Genomic DNA, 765 nt, shown 5'->3' with positions numbered 1-765 from the left:
CCGATATATGGCGCGCGGATTCGTGGCGCTTTACCGAAACATGAAATATTTTAGCTTATTTTTTAAAATAATGTCTATAGACAACGACATGGTTGTCAAGTATTTTTTTTTAATTATTCATTGAATTAAACTTTAAAATATATGATAATGAATCATGAATCCGTTCATAGTCTGCGCCACGCGTTCCACGCGAAATTACGCTTCCCAAGTAATCGGGTATTTATCAAAATATTTGAGTTTCTCCAAAATGACGGATCAGATTAACGGCCTTGATTTGCTTGATACCGATAATTTCGCCAATGGCGAAATTGAAGTTAAAGTCAATTATTCGATTCGCGGCAGGGATGTTATTCTCTTTTCATCAAGTGCGCGAAATGAAGCCGGTATTAATGTGGGAGAATCAAAAATAGAATTATACCACGCGCTAGACGCCCTAGTACGCTGTCAGGCTAACAGGGTTATCGTTTTTGAACCGTTTATTTCCTGTTCGCGCTCAGACCGTACCACGCATAGAAGTTCCGTAGGTTTATGGGTTCATTTTAAGACGCTTTCCAGCCTTGGCGCGAGGCACATTATCACTTTTCAGCTTCATTCCGACAAGTCAAAAACCATGCTGGATCCGTCCGTCTGCGCCATTGACGACATACCCGCCTTAACTCTGGTAAAAAAATATCTTTGCGATACCTACATTAAAACGCTTGATAATCTTGAAAATGAAGTAAGAAGCAATTGGGCTTTTTGTTCAGTAGACGCGGGCGGAGAAAA

1 protein-coding gene is annotated in these 765 nt (G+C 40.3%); it reads left to right on the top strand.

The genetic code is table 11. The features are described from left to right. Positions 1-154 precede the first annotated feature (154 nt). A partial coding sequence (locus ACYVRA_RS07740; protein ID WP_461252161.1) for a ribose-phosphate pyrophosphokinase-like domain-containing protein occupies positions 155-765 on the top strand: 611 nt, incomplete at its 3' end.

The organism is Treponema sp. R8-4-B8, assembly GCF_054786175.1.
Note: the sequence above shows the minus strand (reverse complement) of the source record. Positions and strands in the feature narration are given on the sequence as shown.